The sequence below is a fragment of the Actinoplanes sp. ATCC 53533 genome, assembly GCF_003947245.1.
In genome coordinates, this window is the sequence record NZ_QHHV01000006.1 from 133,958 (window position 1) to 147,850 (window position 13,893).

Here is a 13,893-nt window from a genome sequence, read left to right on the forward strand (position 1 = left end):
AGCGGACCGGTATGGCCGGCGGCAGGCCGACGTAGCTGGCGGTGGACCGGCATGGCCAACGACAGGCCAGCGTGACCGGCGGTGGGCCGGCGGCGAACCGGCCAGCGTGACCGCCAGCGAGCCCGCTGCAGGCCGACGTAACCGGCGGTGGACCGGCATAGCCAACGACAGGCCAGCGTGACCGGCAGCAGGCCAGCGGCGAACCGGCCAGCGTGACCGCCAGCGAGCCCGCTGCAGGCCGACGTAACCGGCGGCCGACCGACGTGGCCAACGGCGAACCGGCATGGGCAGCAGCAGGCCGGCGCAGCCAGCAGCAGGCCGGCTGCGGCAAGGGCCGCGGCTCACTGGGGCAACGTCGCTCCGGCGAGCACGATCAGCACCCCGGCGGTGGCGGCGGTGAGCAGGGTGAGGACCGGGCCGCGCCGTAGCACCAGCATGAGGGGAACAGCGCCGGCGAGGATGCACCACTGCCAGGCCTGGGTGAGGGTGAGAGCCAGCGGGACAGCGGATCCGAGGATGGCGCCGATCGCGGCCGGGCCGGCGCCGTCGAGGAAGGCCCGCACGGTGTGGTTGCCGCGGAGCCGGTCGAAGCGGTGTGCGCCGAGCAGGATGAACGCGAAGGAGGGGCTGAACGCGACGGCCGAGGCGAGGAGGCCGCCGGTGATGCCGGCTGCGGCGTAGCCGACCACGGCGACGGTTTGCACGACGGGGCCGGGGGTGATCTGGCCGAGTGCGACCGCGTTGAGGAACTGGGCGCCGGTCATCCAGTGGTAGTGGTCGACGGCGTCGGCGCGCATGAGGGGGATGATGACGAATCCGCCGCCGTAGGACAGGGCGCCGACCTTGATCGCGACCCACGCGATCGACAGCAGCACGCCGCCACCGGCCCCGGCCGCGGCGAGGAGCGGCAGGGCGGGCTTCGGGTGGCGGCGGGGCCGGGACGGGACGCGCTGCCCGATGATTTCGGCGACGCCGCAGGCGATGAGGAGCAGCACCAGCCACGGGCCGATCGTCGCCGCCGCGACGGTGCCCGCGGTCAGGTACAGCGTCCACCTGGTCCGGTTGCTGTGCTGCGGTGCGCGCCGCCAGCCGGCCGGGATCAGGCTGACCCCGGCCTGCACGGCGACCGCGGCCACGGCGGCTCCCGCGCCCGCCCCGGCGGCCTTGACCCAGGTCGGTGGATCATCGCGGAGGAACAGCATCGCCAGGGCCAGGATGATGACGAGACCGGGGACGATGAAGGCGGTTCCGCCGACCAGGGCGCCGGCCCGGCCGCGGACCCGCCACGCGCAGAAGATCGCCAGCTGGGTGGATGCCGGTCCGGGCAGCAGGTTGCAGGCCGTGATCGCGTCCTCGAACTCCTGCGCGTCGAGCCATTCGCGATCCTCGACGCACAGCTTGCGCAGCAGCGCGATGTGCGCCGGTGGCCCGCCGAAGCCGACGCAGCCGATCCGTCCCCATTCCTTGAGCACCGTGGCCAGGCTCGCCCGCGGCCGGGCGGCGGCTCGGCCGCCGGACGCGCGCGGGTCTCCGCTCATTCAGGCGGCGGCCGGCTGGAACAGCTCGACCGGGTTTCCCGCTGGATCATCCAGGACGATCTGCCTGCCGCCGGGGCCGGTGACCACCTCGCTGCGGAACACCACGCCCGCCGCGCCCAGCCGGGCGACCTCGGCGTCGATGTCCTCGACGAGCAGGTGGATGCGGTTCCAGCCGCCGGGATGCGGCGTGCGACCGTCCGGCATCGGCCGGCCGGCCGAGCTGGTCGGTCCGGACAGCAGCAGCCGCAGGTTTCCCCGCAGCACGTCGGCGAAGGCGGGCGGGAACGCCGTGTTGGGTACGAAGCCGAGGTGGGTGGTGTAGAAGTCGATGGCGGCCTGCACGTCGTCGACGAGGTAGCGGACGTGCACGGTGGTGTCGGTGATGCCGGTCATGGCGCCTCCCCTGCGGGTTCGGTGGCGATGGTGTGCAGCAGGAAATCGATGCGTTCGGCGAGCTCCACGGCGACGCGGTCGAACGCCGGGCGGCCGTCGGGATCCGCGGCCGGGTCGGGGATGCTCCAGTGCGCCGTCGCCGGGTGGCCGGGGAACTCGGGGCACACCTCCCGGACCCGGTCGCACAACGTGATCACCTGGTCGAAGCGCTGCCCGGTGAACTCGTCGAGGTGTTTGGGCCGGGCGGCGCTCAGGTCGATGCCCCATGCGGTCATGACGGTGACCGCGCCGGGATGAATCGGTTTGGGCCGGCTGCCGGCGCTGAACGTCGTCACCCGGCCGCCGGATCGGCGGCGGAGCAGCGCCTCGGCCATCTGCGATCGTGAGCTGTTGCCGGTGCACAGAAACAGCACCCGGGTGGGTGGCACCTCGGCGGGCACGGGCGGTGCGGCCAGCCGCAGGCCCGGGTGCAACGCGCCGCCGGCCGCGGCCAGCAGGTGCCCGCAGCGGGCCAGGTCGATGCGGTAGTAGATGTCGCGGCCGTCGGCGGAGCTGCGGCGGGCCCGGACCAGGTCAGCCTTGCGCAGCAGGCCCAGGTGGTAGGAGATCAGGCTCTGTTGCGCGGCCAGCGACGCGGTGAGCTCGTGCACCTGCCGGTCGCTGCGGGCGAGCGCACCCAACAGCCGCCACCGCACCGGGTGCCCGGCGGCCTGAAGAAACACCGGCAGGTCCACAGACCGACAATACATCAAATCCATTTGATGGAAATAGGGCCGAGCGGGCCGCGCGATCGGAGCAAGGCGAGCCCGCCGAGATGGAAAGTACGGTCAAGCGCGACGGCCCGACCGAAGCAGGGCAAGCCCGCCGAGACAGAAACACGGTCAAGCGTGGCGACACGACCGGAGCAGGGCATGCCGCCGAGACAAAGAACAAGGTCAAGCGCGACGGCCCGGCCGAACAAGACAAGCCCGCCGGGACAGGAACACGGTCAAGCGTGGCGACGTGACCGGAGCAGGGCGAGCCCGCCGAGGACGACGGCGATCAGGCCGAACATCACGCCCGCGTAGCCGCCGACCACGCCGTTGCCGGTGCCGGGTCCGCCGTCGGCCGTGGCCAGCACCAGAATGCCGGCGAGCGTACCGACGGCGCCCGCGGCCATGGCGACGAATGATCTCCGCGGTCCGCCGCCGGCGCCGGACCGGGCCAGTGCGAGGCCGCCGGCGATCGCGCCGGCCAGCGCTACCAGGGCGGCTACGGTGGCTACGGCTCGGTCGAGGGTGAGGGTGGCCGCGCCGACGGTGGTCGCGCCGGCGAGCAGCAAAGAGTTGATCATGGCGTTTCTCCCTGGTTGTCCTGGGCTGATGTCACCGATCCTGGCCGTCCGGCCGGTCGGCGGGCATCGTGCCGGCGTGGACACTTCGCGCTGCCACGAGCGCGCAGTCCGGCTGCTGCCGGCGTGGTAGGAGCCGGGCGGAGTGCGGCGTGCGTGGCAGCCGGCCCCCGCTGCGCCGGCAGGATTCGCCGGGGCGGGCGCCCGGTTAAGGTGCCCGCATGGGTAGTGCACGGGTCGGCGTCCGGGACTGGCTGGTCGCCGTCGGTGTGGCGGCGATCCTGGTGGTCACCGGGCTGTCCGGGCATCGCTGGTCGTCGGGCACCGATCAGCTCGGCTACGCGCTGCTGGCGGCCGGCGGCCTCGCGCTGGCCGCGCGGCGGCGCGCTCCGGTCGCGGTGCTGGTCGTCAGCGGGTTGTGCGCGGTGGGCTATCAGGCTGCCGGATTCACCGTGTTCGCCGTCGCGTACCTGGTGGCGGTGTACTCGGCGATGCGGGCCGGGCACCGGGTCGCCACCGCGGCCGTGAGCGTCGTCCTGCTGGCCGCGCTGCCCGTCGCGGTGATGGCCTCGGGCCGGCAGGACGCGGGTGCGGCGTTCACTCAGGCGCGGAGTGTGCTCGAACTGGCCTGGCTGATCGCCGCCGGCGCGGCGGGCGAGGCGCTGCGCCAGGCCGAACGCCGGGCGGACGAGGCCGAGCGCACCCGCGAGCAGAGCGCGCTGCGCCGGGCCGACGAGGAGCGGCTGCACATCGCCCGGGAGCTGCACGACTCGCTCACCCACCAGATCTCCGTGATCAAGGTGCAGGCCGAGGCCGCCGTACACGTGGCTCAGAAGCGCGGCGAGCCGGTGCCGGACGCGTTGCTGGCGATCCGGGATGCCGGCCGCGAGGCCGCCCGGGAGCTGCGCGCGACGCTGGAGGCGCTGCGCGACGACGACAGGACCCCGCCGCGGGGCCTCGACCACCTCGCCGACCTCGTGCAGCGGGCCGGCACCACCGGCCTGCGCGCGTCCCTGACGATCGAGGGCCACCGCGCCGACGTGCCGGCCGCGGTGGACCGCACCGCGTACCGGATCGTGCAGGAGTCGTTGACCAACGTCGCCCGGCACGCCCGGGCCGGCACCGCGTCCGTCCGGGTGGCCTACCGGCCCGGCGCCGTGGTCATCCAGGTCGACGACGACGGCACCGCCACGCCGCAGTCCCCGCCGGTGCCCGGCGTCGGACTGCTCGGGATGCGCGAACGCGTCACCGCCCTCGGCGGCAAGCTGCGCGCCGAGCCGCGCGGCGAGGGCGGCTTCACCGTCCACGCCGAACTTCCCGTGGACCGCGCGTCGTGATCCGTGTCCTGCTGGTCGACGACCAGCCACTCATCCGCAGCGGATTCCGTGCGCTGCTCGACGCCGAGGACGACATCGAGGTCGTGGCCGAGGCCGGCGACGGCAGCGAGGGCGTGGCGCTGGCCCGGCAGCACCTGCCCGACGTCGTGCTCCTCGACATCCGGATGCCGAAGGTCGACGGCATCGAGGCCACCCGGCGGATCGCGACCGATCCGGACCTGGGCGGTGTGCACGTCGTGGTCCTGACCAACTACGGGCTGGACGAGTACGTCTTCGACGCGTTGCGCGCCGGGGCGGCCGGCTTCCTCGTCAAGGACATCCTGCCGGAGGACTTCCTGCACGCCATCCGGGTGGCCGCGCGCGGCGACGCGCTGCTCGCGCCGTCGATCACCCGCAAGCTGATCGACCGGTACGTCACCCAGCCGCCGCACGTCCGGACGGCCGCCGCGTTGACGCACTTGACCACTCGCGAGCGGGAGGCCGTCACGCTGGTCGCGCACGGCCTGTCCAACGACGAGATCGCCGGGCGCATGGTGATCAGCCCGGTGACCGCCAAGACGCACGTCAATCGGGCCATGACCAAGCTGCACGCCCGGGACCGCGCCCAGCTGGTCATCATCGCCTACGAGTCCGGCCTCATCGCTCCCCGCGGTGGCGGGCCGGCGGAGTGACCGCCGGCCCGCCCTTCTCCGTGGGGGACGGAAACCTAGTCGTCCTCGGCGAACACCAGCTTCTTCGGCTCGTCCTCCGGGCTGCGCCCGCGCAGCCGCGCCACGATGCGTGGCAGGTACGGGACCACGAAGGCCAGCACCGCACACGTCAGCAGCACCGCGGTCAGCGGCCGGGTCACGAAGGTGCTGAGGTCGCCGTTGGCCACCAGCAGCGCCCGGCGGAACTGCACCTCCATCATCGGTCCCAGGATCAGGCCGAGGATGACCGGCGCGATCGGGAAGTCGAAGTGGCGCATGCCCAGGCCGACCACGCCGACGGCGTAGGCGATGAACACCTGGTTGACGCTGCCCGTGGCCGCGTAGACGCCGAGCGTGGCGAAGACGAGGATGCCCGCGTACAGGATCGGCCTGGGCACCTGGAGGACCTTGACCCAGACCCGGATCAGCGGCAGGTTGAGCAACAGCAGCAGCACGTTGCCGACGTACAGCGAGGCGATCAGCGCCCAGACCAGTTCCGGCGAGTTGTCGAACAGCTGCGGGCCCGGCTGCAGGTTGAAGATCTGGAACGCGGCCAGCATCACCGCCGCGGTCGCGGAGGTGGGGATGCCCAGGGTCAGCAGCGGCACGAGCACCCCGGAGAACGCCGCGTTGTTCGCCGCCTCGGGACCGGCCACGCCCTCGATCGCGCCCTTGCCGAACTCGTCGCGGTTCTTCGCGCGGTGCTTCTCCAGGGTGTACGACAGGAACGTCGGCACGTCCGCGCCGCCCGAGGGCAGCGCCCCGAACGGGAAGCCGATCGCGGTGCCGCGCAACCACGGCCGCCATGATCGGCTCCAGTCCTCGCGGGTCAGCCAGCCGAGCTTGGACGAGCCCGGCTCCAGCGGTTCCACGTGCTCCGGCAGGTGGTGCATCCGGCTCGCCACGTAGAGGGTCTCGCCGATCGCGAAGAGGCCGACGATCACCACCACGATGTCCACGCCCTCCAGCATCTCCATCGTGCCGAAGGTGAACCGGGCCTGCCCGGTCAGCGCGTCGATGCCCACCAGCCCGAGGAACAGGCCGAAGACCAGCGACATCAGCCCGCGTACCACGGAGCGCCCGACCAGGGCGGTGACCGCGACCATCGCCAGCAGCGACAGCGCGAAGTAGTCGGCGGCGCGGAACGTGGTCGCCAGCTTCGCCACCGGCTGCGCCAGCAGGCTCAGCAGCAGGGTGGAGATCGTGCCGGCCACGAACGACCCGATCGCGGCCGTGGCCAGCGCGGCTTTCGCCCGGCCCCGGCGGGCCATCTGATAGCCCTCGATCGCGGTGGCCACCGACGCGGACTCACCCGGGGTGTTGAGCAGGATCGAGGTGGTCGAGCCGCCGTACATGGCGCCGTAGTAGATGCCGGCGAACATGATGAAGGTGCCGATCGGATCGTCCAGGCTGAACGTGACCGGCAGCAGCAGCGCGATGGTCAGGGCCGGGCCGATGCCGGGCAGCACCCCGACGAACGTGCCGAGGGTGACGCCGATCGCCGCGTACAGCAGGTATTCCGGGCTCAGCACCGTGCCGAAGCCGGACAGCAGGTCGCCGAAGACGTTCACAGCGGAAACACCCCCGCGGGCAGGAAGATGTCGAGCAGCCGGGTGAAGGCCAGGTAGATCGCCGTCGGCAGGACCACCGCCACGATGACGTCGCGGACGAGGTGGCGGCTGCCGAGCACCCGGGAGACCACGACGATGAAGGCGGCGGCGGAGACGACGAACCCGGCGTACTCCAGGGCGACGGCGAAGCCGACCAGGCTCGCCGCCACTCCGGCCGGGCTCCACCAGCCGGGCTTCTCCTCCGGCGGTTCCTCCCTGGTGCGCAACTGCACGACCAGGTAGGCCACGGCGACGAGCACCCAGGCCGCGGACACCACCACCGGGGCCAGGCGCGGGCTCTGCAGGCCCAGGTCGCCGTCGGCTTCCCGGACGGCCACCCAGAACAGTCCGGCGCCGACGAGCACCAGCACGGCGGCGAGGATCACCGCGCCGGTACGGCGGCCCACCTCGGGCCGCCGTACCGGTTGCGTCTCCGTGGTCATCTAGCCGAGACCGATGTCGGTCAGCACGCCGGTGATGCGCGTGTTCTCACTGGTGAAGAAGGTCGAGGCCGCGTCGCCGCTCTTGTAGAAGTCCTCCCAGCCCTGCTGCTGCAGCGCCGACTTCCAGGCCTCCGAGGAGTGCAGCTTGTCGATCAGTGCGGTCACCGCCGCCTTGGTCGGGCCCTCGACCCCGGGGGGCGCCACCACGCCGCGCCAGTTCATCAGCTCGACGTCGTACCCCTGCTCCTTGATGGTCGGCGCCGCCGACCCGCCGCCGACGTCGACGCCGGTCGCGCCGGAGACCGCGAGCGCGCGGACCTTGCCGGCGGCGACCAGGTCCTTGAACTCGCTCTGCCCCGAGACCGCCGCGGTCAGATCGCCGGAGAGCAGCGCGGCCTTCGCCTCGCCGCCGCCGGAGTACGCGACGTACTTCATCGCCTTGGGGTCGGCGCCGGCCGCCTTGGCGAGCAGTCCGACCAGGATCTGGTCGGTGCCGCCGGCCGAGCCACCGCCCCAGTTGATCGACGCGGGCGCGGCCTTGGCGTCGTCCATGAGCTGCTTGAGATTCTTGTACTTCGAGGCCGCCGGCACGACGATGACCTCCTGCTCGGCGGTGAGCGTGGCGATCGGGGTGATCTGGTCCAGCTTCACCGGCGACTTGTTGGCCACCACCCCGCCGACCATGACCAGGCCCATGACCATCAGGTGGTGCGCGTCGCCGCGGTTCTTGGAGACGAGCTGGGCCAGGCCGATGGTGCCGGCCGCGCCGGTGACGTTATATACCTCGACGGGCTGCTCGACGAGCTTGCCGTCGGTCATCGCCTTCTGCATCGTGCGGGCGGTGAGATCCCAGCCGCCGCCGGGCGCCGCGGGCACCATGAGCTGCACCGTCTTGGTCGGATACCGCACATCGCCGCCGGCCGACTGCCCGCCGGCGGTGTCCTTCTCGCACCCGGCCGCGGTGGCGGCCAGCAGCGCCGCAGCCATCCCCGCGGCGACGACGCGACCCGGGCGCCGCACAACTGTGTCCTTCACGACCGCTCCCTCATGTTGCATCTGTGTTTCAGAGATGCTGCATCCCGGAGGCATCGGCGGTCATCCTTACGGTCGCGGTGGTCGTTGTGGTCTTTGTGGTCACAGCCCGGGCCGTGGCTCCTCCGCCATCCCGGCCGGTGACGACGCCAGGGTCAGCACCGCCTCGACGCCATAGTGGTCGGACAGAAACCCCTGTCGGCCGCCCGGCAGCGGCACCGGGTCCTGGAACACGATCCGGGCCCGCGCGGACACCGTCCGCCCCGGCGCGGACCGGACCAGCACGTGGTCGAGGGCGGGCGGATTCGGCCACCGCAGGGTCGGCCGGTACGTCGGCCCGGTGTCGCCGGCCAGCGCATCGGTGAGGCCCGCGGCCGCCCGGAACCCGGCGAGGGTCCCGGCCGTACGGGGCAGGTTGAAGTCCCCCACCGCCACGACCGGCAGGGCCGGGTCGAGCCGGGCGAGTTCACCCGCGAGGTGGCCCAACTCGGCACGGGCGACGCGGGTGTATCTGTTCGCCGCCGACCAGTCGCCGTCGCGGTTGGCCGACAGGTGGGTGTTGACGACCGCGAGCGGGCCCTCGGCCGTTTCCACGACCGCGACCTGCGCACCCTTGCGCATCAGATATTCGGCCCGGGCGGGCCCGGTGCGCGGATATCGCGAGAATCGGACGGTACGGATCGGACGGCGGGACAACAGCACCAGCCCGCCCGCCGGCAGCACGGCGCCGGACCACGCGTGGTGGCCGTACCGGGGAGCCGCGCGCCGGATGAGGTCGGCGTGGCTGCGGAACGCCACCTCCTGCAGGCACACGACGTCATAGCCGGAGCGCTCCAGGACGGCACCGAGGGCACGCAGCCGGGGCCGGACGCCGCCCCTCATCAGGGCGTTGAAAGTCAGCAGGCGCAGCTCGATCATCCGGCAATTGCATCACCCACGCCCAACCCCACCGCCCCGGCGTTGTTCCGGCTCAGCCGGGACCCGGTGCGGAGGATTCCGCGGCGCATCGCGCGCCCAGCCTTTTCCGCTTTACCAGCGCACAGCGGTGACCGTAGGAAATCCGGAGGCGGAGCGGACGCTGTCCGGCGGGCCGGTGAAACAATTCCATCTGGCCACCCGCGGACTATTGCGAATCCCATTCGGGTATCGGCCGCGAAAATGACCCGACCCTAAGATACACCCATCTACCAGGCACGATACCCCCGATAGGGTGATGCCGAATAGCGAGGTAGGCGTCCTGGAGCATGGCGGTCCGATCGATATCGCTGTTACGCTCGCGCGATACGATCGAGGGCTAGGAATGGTTCAATTCCCGTGAGTGATCAACAATTCCGGAATCGCCAGGGTGATCCACCCCCGTGGATCGTTTCGCCGCCACCACCACCGGCCTGGGCCCATCCGGTCGGCCCGGCCGGGCGAAGCCGCCTGGTGGCCGTCCTCGGCCTGGCCGCCATGCTGCTGAGCGTCACCGCCGGGGGCACCTTCCTCGCCCTGTGGCGCTACGACCTGCTGCCGCGGGACCCGGCACCGGCCATGACGAACACCGCCGGCGACACCGGCGATCAGACCGGCGATCAGACCGGGAACGACCCCGGCGGCGACACCGGCGGCCCGGGCCCGGGGTTCGAGGACGTCATCCCGCAGACCGAGTCGACGACCGATCCCGAGCGGGCAGCGCTCGACCAGCTCGACGAGATCAGCCGGCGGGACCTCGCGGCGGTGTCGCCGCGCGGGCAGTACGTGGCCCAGCTGGCCTCGAAGAATCCGGGCATCTACGACAAGCGCCAGACCACCGCCGACGGGTCGCACACCTTCCAGGCCGTCGACATCCTGCGCCAGTATCAGGCGCTGCGCGACGACCCGGCCAACGGGGGCACCGCCGTGGTGCTGCTCAAGAGCACCGACTACGGCAAGCGGGTGCTCTACCACGGCGAGCCGCTCTACGTGACCTTCGCGCTCGGCGACTTCCGCGACAGGCAGGACGTGCTCGGCTGGTGCGCCCGCCGGTTTCCCGGGCTGTCCGGCGACGCCCTGACCAACCAGTGCATGGTCCAGCGGCTCCGGCCGGGCTCCTGACCGCCGCACCATCGAGGAGCCCTGGATGAGCCATCCCCAGCCGCCGCTGCCCCGCCGGCCCCCGCCGGAGCCGTTCCCGGAGGATCCGACCAAGGCGACGAGGCACCTGTGCGCCGGCGCCTATCTCGACGAAACCTTCCGCAACGAGAGCCTGCGCCAGGTCTACTACCAGCCCCGGCGGCTGGTCGCCCCGTCGTACGGCTTCGACCTGGTCCCCGTGCTGGCGCACTGCCTGCGCGCCCGCAACGGGGCGGTCGTCCGCGACCTGGCGATCGTCGGCACGTTCCTCGTCGCCGCGTGCATCTCGTGGCTCGCCGTGCTCCTCGTGCTGTCCAGCATGGTCAGCCTGCAGGCCGCGATCGCCACGTACCGGCTGGCCCGCGACACGATCCGCCGGCTGCGCACCGGCGCGCCGGTGCGGCTGGGCACGCTGGTGCCCCGGATGTTCCTGCTGGTGCTCGGCTGGACGGTGGCGACCGTCTTCGGAAGCTTCGTCAGCGGCACGATCCTGCGGCAGGGCTCGCGGACCCTCCTCGAGGGCGGCACCGACGGCGTCGAGTCCGCCGTCTCCGGGCTCGCGGCCGGCGCCCTGGTGCTCGCCCTGCTGATCTTCCTCTACCCGACGGCCTTCAGCCTGTGGCGGCAGAGCGCGCTGACCCGGCTGACCCCCGGCTCCCGGGTCACGCTGCCCCTCCGCGACACCCGCCTGGACGAGGTGGCGCGCCAGCAGCGTGGCAACACCGTCGTCTACAGCGGGTACCGGCCGTACGTCGGCTCCGGCCTGCTCGTGGAGACCTGGGGCTTCGCGCAGCGCCTGGTCCAGCCGGAGCAGCCGTTCGTCCGCGAGTTCGAGGCCCTTCGGGGCGACCGGCGCGGCAGCGCGGCCCCGGACACCGAGCGCGACCGCGAGTTCGCCACGCCGCCGTTCACCGCGCAGGAGGTCGTCGACTACGTCCGGAACCATCTGGCGACGTTGCTGCCGGAACGGGAGGCCGAGGCGCAGATCACCGGCCTGACCGTGGAGGACCGGATCCTGCTGGCCGGCACCGAGGTCAGCCATCTCGGACCGCACACCACGCCGGAGGTGATGGCCGCGGTGATCCGCCACCCGAGCACGCCGGCCCGGCACTACCTGACCTGCCAGGTCTTCTCCTGGGGCGGTCAGCTGATCACCACGGTCTACGTGCACCTCGCGGTGCAGGGCCGCTCGCTCTACCTCGAACTGACCACGACCGCCCTGCCGCCCTGCGCCGAGGCCTACCGCGTCGTCGACACCGAGGACGGCACCGGCGCCCTGGCCTGGCTGCGCGCGTTGCGCGCCGGGGTGGCCGACACCCCGCAGGCGATCTGGCGGGCGCCGGCCGGCCTGGCCGGCGCGCTCATCACCATGGTCGCGGCCGGCGGCGCGCCGGCCGGCGGCGACAACCTGACCCCCGGGTACGACTACGGCGCCCGCATCGGCGTCCGCGAGCTCGGCAGCGACCTGGAGATGCGCAACCTGACCCAACTGCAGGACGTCGGCAAGTACCAGAAGCTGATCGAACGCCGGGTGATCGCCTCGGTCCTGGACTTCCTCGACGACCGCGGCGTCGACACCATCGAATACCGCGCCCGGGCGGCATCGGTGCTCAACGCCAACGGCGTGAACAACTTCGGCGACAACGTCAGCTACCAGGGCCCGGTGGCCGGCCGGGACATGGGCGTGCGAGGAGAACGGGCATGACCTCCGGCGACGGCGGAGTGCACAACATCGGCGACCAGGGCCTGATCGCCGGCCGGGACATGGGTGCGAGCATGACCTCCGGCGACGGCGGAGTGCACAACGCCGGCGACCACGTCACCTACCACGGCCCGGTCGCCGGGCGGGACATGGTCTTCGGCGGTGGCCCGGCCGCCGCTCCGGGACCACGGTCGCACGCGGCCGCCGCCGGCTGCGCCGACGTCGGGATCCTGACCATCCTCGACGAGGAGATCCGGGCCGTCATCGGCGAGCTCCGGCGCATGTCCGGCTATCACGAACGGCGCCTGCCGCACGGCCCGCTGGCCCGGACGGCCCGGACCGCCGGGCACGACGGGCGACCGGTACGGATCGCCGCGGTGCAGACGCTGACGCGCGGCACGGAGTCGGCGGCGGAGGCCTACCGCGGCCTCGTGGCGGAGTTCGACCCGTCGACGGTGCTGCTGGTCGGCGTCGCCGGTGGGGTCGGCGACACGGTGGAAGTGGGCGACGTCGTGCTGTCCGACGAGGTCATCAGCTACGACGCGCGCCGCGAGGGAGCCGACGGTGTCCACCGGCGCGGCCAGGCCCAGGCGGTCGCGGCCGGGCTCGGTCACCGCCTCAACGACTTCTTCGCCGCCACGCCGGCGGTGCGGCAGAGCCCGGGCGACCGCTCGTTCCGGATGCATCGTGGCCCGATCGGCTCGGGGAACGCGGTGGTGACCGACGCCGCGTCGGAGATCCGGCGCTGGCTGCGCACCTTCCACGAGAAGGTCCTGGCGGTGGAGACCGAGGCGGCGGGTGTGGCCCGGTCCTTCCACGAGAACGTCCAGCGGGACAGCGGCCCACGCGGCTGGCTCACCGTACGCGGCATCTCCGACACGGCGGACAGCGACAAGGGCCACGACCACCACGCCGTCGCGGCCCGGCACGCCGCCGAGGTGACGACGCTGCTGGTGCCCTTCCTGCGGTTCGACCGAAGCTAGGGCGGCATCGTGATCGTGGCTGGGTGGTCGTCGCCGAAGTCATCCCCCACGCCACAGCTTTCCGTAGACGTTGACGGCCCCACAGCGGGTCTGACGCTTGTCCTGGGATTGGCCTAGGATGCGTCGATGATCGATGATCTGGAGGCCCGCGCCCTGGCCGCGATCGCCCACCATGAGCGGCGTTATGGGGTGGCCGCCCCCGACCGGCTCCGCGCGTTCTACCGCGACGACCCTCTCCGGTACCACCGGCGCTGGGCCCGTCAGGCGCTCCCGCTCTACGGTAACGAACACTTCCAGCTCGCCCTGACTCCGCCGACCTGGCTCGACAAGGACGACGACGCGATCAACGGCCCCGGCGGCGAATGGGCCGACGCCGGCTACCACCTACCGATCTTCATCTCGGCCCAGTCGCTGTGGGTCGTGGTTGACCTGCGCACACCCGAGGCCCGGGTCGGCTGGTACGAGGAGGAGTCGTTCCGTGACGGCGTCGTGGCCACCGGCCTGTCGCTCGACGCGTTCCTGGCTGGCCTCGCCACACAACCCCCGGCGGGCGAGGAAGCCTCTGCTATGGGCGATGACGAGGATGACGACACCGACTGGGCCGCGGACTTCGACGACGACAGCCCCCGAGCCTTCGACGTCATCCGCGACTGATTCCCGATCGGGGATCGGGGGTCAAGGTCCGGCTTGACCGGGTTGGTTTCGGTCGGAGGATCGTTGGTGGGAAAGGTTGTACTGCGGA

Annotated in this window: 14 protein-coding genes; 6 read left to right on the forward strand and 8 right to left on the reverse strand. The window is 72.2% G+C overall.

Annotated elements, in window-relative coordinates:
• Nucleotides 1–341 precede the first annotated feature (341 nt).
• From chrA to DMB66_RS01805, 4 genes are all read right to left on the reverse strand, one after another.
• Nucleotides 342–1,538, reverse strand: a complete 1,197-nt coding sequence (gene chrA, locus DMB66_RS01790) for a chromate efflux transporter (protein WP_125802202.1) — start codon at nt 1,536–1,538, stop codon at nt 342–344.
• A complete protein-coding gene (locus DMB66_RS01795; RefSeq protein WP_233624226.1) occupies nt 1,539–1,931 on the reverse strand; it encodes a VOC family protein in 393 nt (130 codons plus the stop codon).
• Nucleotides 1,928–2,665, reverse strand: a complete 738-nt coding sequence (locus DMB66_RS01800) for an ArsR family transcriptional regulator (protein WP_233624227.1) — start codon at nt 2,663–2,665, stop codon at nt 1,928–1,930. Before DMB66_RS01800 ends, DMB66_RS01795 begins: the two co-directional genes overlap by 4 nt.
• A 254-nt stretch (nt 2,666–2,919) precedes the next feature.
• Entirely contained in the window at nt 2,920–3,264 is a 345-nt protein-coding gene (locus DMB66_RS01805) for a DUF6223 family protein (protein ID WP_125802204.1), read from the reverse strand.
• A 218-nt stretch (nt 3,265–3,482) separates the two neighbouring features.
• Here DMB66_RS01805 and DMB66_RS01810 point away from each other — a divergent pair, with 218 nt between their 5' ends.
• Together DMB66_RS01810 and DMB66_RS01815 are read left to right on the forward strand one after the other, a co-directional pair.
• Nucleotides 3,483–4,598 (forward strand): sensor histidine kinase, encoded by a 1,116-nt coding sequence (locus tag DMB66_RS01810; RefSeq protein ID WP_125802205.1) that lies wholly within the window; start codon nt 3,483–3,485, stop codon nt 4,596–4,598.
• Nucleotides 4,595–5,269 (forward strand): response regulator transcription factor, encoded by a 675-nt coding sequence (locus DMB66_RS01815; RefSeq protein WP_125802206.1) that lies wholly within the window; start codon nt 4,595–4,597, stop codon nt 5,267–5,269. Before DMB66_RS01810 ends, DMB66_RS01815 begins: the two co-directional genes overlap by 4 nt.
• A gap of 35 nt (nt 5,270–5,304) precedes the next feature.
• Here the strand turns inward: DMB66_RS01815 and DMB66_RS01820 are convergent, their stop codons facing one another.
• The 4 genes from DMB66_RS01820 to DMB66_RS01835 all read right to left on the reverse strand — a co-directional run bounded on the left by DMB66_RS01820 (nt 5,305) and on the right by DMB66_RS01835 (nt 9,290).
• Nucleotides 5,305–6,858, reverse strand: a complete 1,554-nt coding sequence (locus DMB66_RS01820; protein ID WP_125802207.1) for a tripartite tricarboxylate transporter permease — start codon at nt 6,856–6,858, stop codon at nt 5,305–5,307.
• The gene (locus tag DMB66_RS01825) at nt 6,855–7,340 is read right to left on the reverse strand and encodes a tripartite tricarboxylate transporter TctB family protein (protein ID WP_125802208.1); all 486 of its coding nucleotides are present in this window, start codon (nt 7,338–7,340) and stop codon (nt 6,855–6,857) included. Before DMB66_RS01825 ends, DMB66_RS01820 begins: the two co-directional genes overlap by 4 nt.
• A complete protein-coding gene (locus tag DMB66_RS01830; protein ID WP_233624228.1) occupies nt 7,341–8,375 on the reverse strand; it encodes a tripartite tricarboxylate transporter substrate binding protein in 1,035 nt (344 codons plus the stop codon).
• Nucleotides 8,376–8,474: 99 nt separating this feature from the next.
• Nucleotides 8,475–9,290 (reverse strand): endonuclease/exonuclease/phosphatase family protein, encoded by an 816-nt coding sequence (locus DMB66_RS01835; protein WP_125802209.1) that lies wholly within the window; start codon nt 9,288–9,290, stop codon nt 8,475–8,477.
• 510 nt (nt 9,291–9,800) lie between these two features.
• On the opposite strand from DMB66_RS01835, the gene DMB66_RS01840 reads away from it, so the two are divergent.
• The 4 genes from DMB66_RS01840 to DMB66_RS01855 all read left to right on the forward strand — a co-directional run bounded on the left by DMB66_RS01840 (nt 9,801) and on the right by DMB66_RS01855 (nt 13,805).
• On the forward strand, nt 9,801–10,448 hold the full coding sequence (locus tag DMB66_RS01840; protein WP_125802210.1) for a hypothetical protein: 648 nt from the start codon (nt 9,801–9,803) through the stop codon (nt 10,446–10,448).
• Between the two features lie 25 nt (nt 10,449–10,473).
• Entirely contained in the window at nt 10,474–12,171 is a 1,698-nt protein-coding gene (locus tag DMB66_RS01845; protein ID WP_125802211.1) for a hypothetical protein, read from the forward strand.
• Nucleotides 12,168–13,151 (forward strand): hypothetical protein, encoded by a 984-nt coding sequence (locus DMB66_RS01850; protein ID WP_125802212.1) that lies wholly within the window; start codon nt 12,168–12,170, stop codon nt 13,149–13,151. Before DMB66_RS01845 ends, DMB66_RS01850 begins: the two co-directional genes overlap by 4 nt.
• Before the next feature lie 126 nt (nt 13,152–13,277).
• Complete coding sequence (locus DMB66_RS01855) at nt 13,278–13,805, forward strand: hypothetical protein (RefSeq protein ID WP_125802213.1); 528 nt, start codon at nt 13,278–13,280, stop codon at nt 13,803–13,805.
• The last annotated feature ends 88 nt before the right edge of the window (nt 13,806–13,893 follow it).

What these genes read in the sequence shown, in the direction of transcription:
- chrA (WP_125802202.1), bottom strand. Translation starts at nt 1,538, where the DNA reads ATGAGCGGAGACCCGCGCGCGTCCGGCGGCCGAGCCGCCGCCCGGCCG.
- DMB66_RS01795 (WP_233624226.1), bottom strand. Translation starts at nt 1,931, where the DNA reads ATGACCGGCATCACCGACACCACCGTGCACGTCCGCTACCTCGTCGAC.
- DMB66_RS01805 (WP_125802204.1), bottom strand. Translation starts at nt 3,264, where the DNA reads ATGATCAACTCTTTGCTGCTCGCCGGCGCGACCACCGTCGGCGCGGCC.
- DMB66_RS01810 (WP_125802205.1), top strand. Translation starts at nt 3,483, where the DNA reads ATGGGTAGTGCACGGGTCGGCGTCCGGGACTGGCTGGTCGCCGTCGGT.
- DMB66_RS01825 (WP_125802208.1), bottom strand. Translation starts at nt 7,340, where the DNA reads ATGACCACGGAGACGCAACCGGTACGGCGGCCCGAGGTGGGCCGCCGT.
- DMB66_RS01835 (WP_125802209.1), bottom strand. Translation starts at nt 9,290, where the DNA reads ATGATCGAGCTGCGCCTGCTGACTTTCAACGCCCTGATGAGGGGCGGC.
- DMB66_RS01845 (WP_125802211.1), top strand. Translation starts at nt 10,474, where the DNA reads ATGAGCCATCCCCAGCCGCCGCTGCCCCGCCGGCCCCCGCCGGAGCCG.
- DMB66_RS01850 (WP_125802212.1), top strand. Translation starts at nt 12,168, where the DNA reads ATGACCTCCGGCGACGGCGGAGTGCACAACATCGGCGACCAGGGCCTG.
- DMB66_RS01855 (WP_125802213.1), top strand. Translation starts at nt 13,278, where the DNA reads ATGATCGATGATCTGGAGGCCCGCGCCCTGGCCGCGATCGCCCACCAT.